The 5677-nt window shown below is 77.8% G+C and carries 5 protein-coding genes; 2 read left to right on the forward strand and 3 right to left on the reverse strand.

Annotated elements, in window-relative coordinates:
- The 3 genes from ACFWOG_RS39175 to ACFWOG_RS39185 all read right to left on the reverse strand — a co-directional run.
- Positions 1-1423 (reverse strand): hypothetical protein (locus ACFWOG_RS39175; RefSeq protein WP_380364376.1); only part of this gene is annotated, 1423 nt, incomplete at its 3' end.
- 339 nt (positions 1424-1762) lie between these two features.
- On the reverse strand, positions 1763-3238 hold the full coding sequence (locus tag ACFWOG_RS39180) for an SDR family oxidoreductase (RefSeq protein WP_380364382.1): 1476 nt from the start codon (positions 3236-3238) through the stop codon (positions 1763-1765).
- Positions 3239-3408: 170 nt separating this feature from the next.
- On the reverse strand, positions 3409-4494 hold the full coding sequence (locus tag ACFWOG_RS39185) for a spore photoproduct lyase family protein (protein ID WP_380364378.1): 1086 nt from the start codon (positions 4492-4494) through the stop codon (positions 3409-3411).
- 441 nt (positions 4495-4935) lie between these two features.
- On the opposite strand from ACFWOG_RS39185, the gene sigK reads away from it, so the two are divergent.
- A complete protein-coding gene (gene sigK, locus ACFWOG_RS39190) occupies positions 4936-5496 on the forward strand; it encodes an ECF RNA polymerase sigma factor SigK (protein ID WP_329952833.1) in 561 nt (186 codons plus the stop codon).
- Positions 5493-5677, forward strand: a 185-nt coding sequence (locus tag ACFWOG_RS39195) for a zf-HC2 domain-containing protein (RefSeq protein ID WP_380364380.1), incomplete at its 3' end; no start/stop codon positions are given. The genes sigK and ACFWOG_RS39195, both read left to right, overlap by 4 nt.

The following is a 5677-nucleotide window of genomic DNA, read 5'->3' on the forward strand; positions in this document are numbered from 1 at the left end:
AGGAACGCAGTTGGAGCACGGTGGCGCCCTGACAGGTGGCGGTTCCCGGTCCGGCGGCCGGCGGGACGGCGGGGGCGCCGGGCGGTGAGGCCGCCGAGGTACCCGTCGGCCGGGCGGTCGGGGAGACGGCCGGCGCCGTGTCCGGTGCGGACAGCGCCGCGGTCACGCCGTCCGACCGGTCCACCGGGCGGGCGGGGGAGTCGGGCTGGTCGAGCCGGCGGCTGTCGGCCGCCTCGACCCAGGGCGCGAGCAGGTAGCGGGCGGTGGCGCCCCGGCGGCGCAGCACCACCGCCGCCGTGGTGACCGAGGAGCCGTCCGCCCGGGCGAGGTCCAGCCCGCCGCCGCGGCCGTCGGTCCACCGGGCCAGCGTCCGGCCGTCGAACAGCACCACGACGGCGGCGCCGTCGACGGTGCCGGCGAACAGCAGCTGGGGCGGTCCGGCCGGCGGGGCGGCGACGGTGCCCGGTTCCGCCCGGCGCTGCGGGCCCGGCTGGGCCCAGGCGGTGAGCGCCCGGCCGAGCAGGGCGGCGTCGGCGAGGCGGTCACCCCGGGCGGGCCAGGCGGAGAGGTCGATCCGGGCGGTCCGCCGCCAGCGGTCCGCGGCCACCCGGACCAGCCGGGCCGGGTCGGTCGTCGCGGCCCCGGCCGGTCCGGCCGCGTCGCCCGCGGGCGGGACCGGCAGGGCGCGGGCGGCCGGGGCGCGGTCGTCGGCGGGGGCGCCCAGGACGGCCGCCGTGGTGGTGAGCGCCAGTGCCGCGACGGCGAGCACGGCGCCCAGCGTGCGGCGGCGCCGGATCAGGTCGGTGGGCTGGACGCGGACCGCGCACGGGTCGAAGGCGGCCGGCCCCGCCGTGCCCCCGGCGTCCGCGGCGGACCCGTGCTCGGCAAGCAACCGGGCGGCCCGGTCCACGGCCCCGTCGGGGTGGTCGACCCCGGCGCGTTGCAGCACCGCGGCGGCCCGGCCCGGGGCGATCCCCTCGACGGCGAGCAGTGCGAACGCCGCGCGGACGGGCGCCCCGGTCTCGGCGAGGGCCCGGTCGAGTGCCGCGTCCTCCTCGCCGCCGGTCGGCGTGAACAGCCGCAGTCCCCAGACCCGTGGTGCCAGCAGCCGGCCCGCCGGGCGCGGGCGCAGGGCGGCGCGCAGCACCGTCAGCCGGAGGGCGTCGTACAGCGGGTCCCCGCCGTCGGCCGTCCCGTCCTTGGCCGTCCCGCCGTCGACCGGGTCGGCACCGGGGGTACCGGGCTCGTCGGGGGCACCTGCGGGGTCGACGGGCCGCGTGCGACGGTACGGCAGGGCGTGCTGGACGGCGGTGTGCGCGGCGAGGACCCGGCTGTGCCGGTCCCGGTCGGCCGGCAGGGCGAGGTAGGCGAGCCGGACCAGTCGGCGGTAGTGCCGGACCAGCGCCGCCTCGGCCAGCGCCACCGGTCGAGGGGACGCGTCCGGTCGCCCCTCCCGGCCCGGCTGAGGGTGGCCGTCCGGCTGCGGGTGGGGTCCCGGCCGCACCGGCCTCCCGGGCTGCGGGGCCCGGTCGGGCCGCCGGCTCCCGCCGCGGCCCCCGGTCCCGCCCCGGACGCGGCCCGGCCGCCGGATCCGGTCCGGTCCCGCGGGTTCGTCCGGCCGGGCCGGTCCGCCGGCGTTCCGTCGCAGCAACGTGCCCTCCCGAGCCGTGAGATGGATGGTGGCGGAGGGTCCAACGAGTCGATCATGTGATGGTTGCGCCGATCGGGGGAGCCGTCCGTGCCCGTCCCGCCGGGTGGCGGTTCACCCGCCGTGGCCCTGGGTGCCCTCCGCCTGCGCCCGCTCGGTGATCCGGCGCGCCATGCCGCCGAAGACCACGGCGTGGAACGGCGCCACCGACCACCAGTACGCGTGTCCGGCCAGTCCGTGCGGGTGGAACAGCGCCCGCTGCCGGTAGTGGCTGCCGTCCCCGTCGGGACCGACCGACAGCTCCAGCCAGGCGAGGCCGGGCAGCCGCATCTCGGCCCGCAGCCGCAGCAGCCGGCCCGGTACGAGCTCCTCGACCCGCCAGAAGTCCAGCGAGTCGCCGACCCGCAGCCGGTACGGGTCCCGGCGGCCCCGGCGCAGGCCGACCCCGCCGACCAGCCGGTCCAGCCAGCCGCGCAGTGCCCAGCCCAGGGGGAAGGAGTACCAGCCGTTCTCCCCGCCGATGCCCTCCACCACCCGCCAGAGGGCGGCCGGTCCGGCGTCCACCCGGAGCTCCCGGACGTCCTCGTAGAGGCTCCCGCCCGCCCAGTCCGGGTCGGTGGGCAGCGGGTCGCTGGGCGCCCCGGGCAGGGAGGCGGAGGACCAGCGGGTGACGACCTCCGCGTCCTGGATCCGGCGCAGCGCCAGCCGGACCGCCTCGTCGAACCCGGTGGCGCCGCCGGGAGGGTCCGGCAGGTAGCGGACGAGGTCGTGTTCCGCGCAGACCACCTCGTACCGCAGCGACTCCACCAGCGGGCGGGCGATCCGGTTCGGCACCGGCGTGACCAGGCCGACCCAGTGGCTGGAGAGGCGGGGCGTCAGGACCGGCACGGCGACGATCAGCCGCCGCGGCAGCCCGGCGACGGCGGCGTAGCGCTCCATCATCCGGCGGTAGGTCAGGACCTCCGGGCCGCCGATGTCGAACGCCCGGTTCACCTCGGGGGGCAGCGTGGCCGACCCGGTCAGCAGCCGCAGCACGTCCCGGACGGCGATCGGCTGGATCCGGGTGTCCACCCAGCTGGGGGTGACCATCACCGGCAGCCGTTCGGTGAGGTGACGGAGCATCTCGAACGACGCCGAACCGGAGCCGATGATCACGGCGGCCCGCAGTTCGGCCGTCGGTACGCCGCTCTCCCGCAGCATCCGGCCGACCTCGGCGCGCGAGCGCAGGTGCGGAGAGAGCCGGTCGGGGTCCACCCCGGCGGGGACGAGCCCGCCCAGGTAGACGATCCGCCGCACGCCGGCCCGGGCCGCCGCCTGCCCGAAGGCCCGGGCGGCGTCCCGGTCGGTGGCCTCGAAGTCGGGGCCGGTGCCCAGCGAGTGCACCAGGTAGTACGCGACCTCGACGCCGGCGAAGGCGTCCGCGAGGCTCTCCGGCCGGGTGACGTCCCCGGCGACGGCCTCGACCCGGGCCCGCCAGGGGTGGTCGCGCAGCCGTCCCGGGTCGCGGGCCAGGCAGCGGACGGAGTGCCCGGCGGCGAGCAGTTCCGGTACCAGCCGGCCGCCGATGTAGCCGGTGGCGCCGGTGACCAGGCAGAGCCGGCCGGGTGCGCTCCGGCCGCCGTCGGCGGGGTCGGGGGCCGGGTCGGCGGCGTCGGCGGTGGTCCCGCCGCCGACGGGGCCGGTGCCGCCGGTGGATCGCGGGTCGGCGGGGGTGCTGTCGGCGGCGTTCACGGTGGCTCCCGGGAGGGCGGGGACAGGGGTCAGAAGGCGTACCTGACGCGCAACCAGGGCGCGTGCCGCCCGATGAGCGTTCGCAGCTCGTCGAGCGCGGCGGCCTTGGTCCCGAGGCGGTAGCGGACGTTCAGGTCACCGTTCTGCGACCGCTTGGGCTCCTGGAGGGCGGGGCGCCACAGCACCTCCTCGGCCCGGGGGTGCCAGCCGAGGTTGACCTCGTGGAGCGCGCGGTTGTGGGTCAGCATGATGATCTCCGCCGCCGCCTGCGCCTTGACCGCCGCGGGCAGGGTGTCGTCCATCCGGCGCAGCAGCTCGGCCCAGTCGGCCTGCCAGCCGGCGCGCAGCACGACGGGCGACAGGTTGAAGTGCACCTCGTAGCCGGCCGCGAGGAAGTCGCCGGCCGCCGCGATCCGGTCCGGCACGGGTGCGGCGCGGACGTCGAGCAGCCGCGCGTCGGCCGGGGGCATCACCGAGAAGCGGATCCGGGTCCGGCCGCGCGGGTCCAGGTCGAGCAGCGCGGGGTTGACCCACTTGGTGGCGAACGAGGCCTTGGCGGTCGGCCAGTGCCGGAAGGCGCGGACCAGGTCGGCGGTGTTCTCGCAGAGCAGGGCGTCCACCGCGCAGTCGTTGTTCTCCCCGATGTCGTAGACCCAGGCGGCGGGGTCGCACTGGTTGGGTGCGGGCTTGCGGCCCTGGCGCCGGACGTGCCCGGCGAGGTACCCGATGATCCTGTCGATGTTGGTGAACAGCGTGACCGGGTTGGCGTAGCCCTTGCGGCGGGGGACGTAGCAGTACGCGCAGGCCAGGGCGCAGCCGTTGGCGGAGCTGGGCGCGATCCAGTCGGCCGAACGCCCGTTGGGCCGGGCCGCCAGCGACTTCTTCACCCCGAGCACCAGGACCTCCCGCTTGATCCGGGCCCACCGCTCGACGTTGCCGGCGTTGCCGTGCAGGTGCGGGATCTGCCAGTGCGAGGGCACCTCGATCACCTCGGCCTGCGGGAAGCCGGCCAGCACCTCGCGGCCCCGGACGGAGGCGGCGGCCTCGGGCTCGGCGTAGACGTAGCGGATGTCGAAGGGCTGGGGCGGCCGGGGCGGCCTGACGGCGGGTGGCACGGGCGGGGACCTCCTGACAGGGTGATGCTGTTCGATCTTCGGAGCCGGCGCCCCCGTGGACGGGTCCGGCCCGGCAGGGTCTGTCCGGTCAGGTCCGCCCGTGCGGTTCGGTCCGCCCGGCGCGGGCCCGTCCGGTGCGGGCCCGTCCGGACGGCCGGTGGCGGGCCGTGGCGGGCCGGACCGCCGTGCGTCCCCTCGGGGCCTGGACGGATCCGCCCGCCGCGTCGCGCCGGGAAGCGGGAAGGCCGTTCCGGAAAGTCGGGGCAATCCACCGGGCACGCGGCCTCGAAGACCCGGTGCCCCAACCGTACGACCGTCCCGGCCGCCCCCGCGCCGCCGGGGCACTGGAGGAACGATGCCGACCAACCGCCCACCGGGCGGCCAGCCCGTCCGTGCCACGCGACCGGGGGTGGCCGCGTGAGCAGCGTCGTGCCCCTGCCGATGCCCGGACGGCGCGGTCCGGACCTCGGGGACCTGGTGGCCCGGACCGCCCGGGGCGACCAGGACGCCTTCTCGGCCCTCTACGACGCCGTGGCCGGCCCGGTCCTGGGCCTGGTCCGCCGGGTGCTGCGGGACGCGGCACAGTCGGAGGAGGTGGCCCAGGAGGTCCTGCTGGAGGTCTGGCGGACGGCCGCCCGCTACCAGCCGGAGCGCGGCGAGGTGATGACCTGGGTGCTGACCATGGCCCACCGGCGCGCCGTGGACCGGGTGCGTGCGGCCCAGGCGGCGGCCGACCGCGACCGGCGGGACGCCGCCCGGTCGCACACGCCCGCCTTCGACGAGGTGGCGGAGCAGGTCGAGAACCGGCTGGAGCGCGAGCTGGTCCGGCGCTGCCTGCGCGCGCTCACCGAACTGCAGCGCGAGGCCGTCACGCTCGCCTACTACCGCGGCCTGTCCTACCGCGAGGTGGCCGACCTGCTCTCCGCCCCGCTCGGCACGGTGAAGACCCGGATGCGGGACGGCCTGATCCGCCTCCGCGACTGCTTGGGGGTGGCGTCATGACGACCGGAGCGGACCTTCACACGCTGACCGGCGCCTACGCGGCGCACGCGCTGCCGGATCCGGAGCGCGAGGCCTTCGAGGAACACCTCGCCCGGTGCGCGTCGTGCGCCCAGGAGGTCGCCGAGTTCGCGACCACCCTGGCGCGTCTCGGCGCGGCCGAGACGGTGACCCCGGCGCCGGC

It is taken from the genome of Kitasatospora sp. NPDC058406, from assembly GCF_042722765.1.
In the GTDB taxonomy this organism is placed as follows: Bacteria; Actinomycetota; Actinomycetes; order Streptomycetales; family Streptomycetaceae; genus Kitasatospora.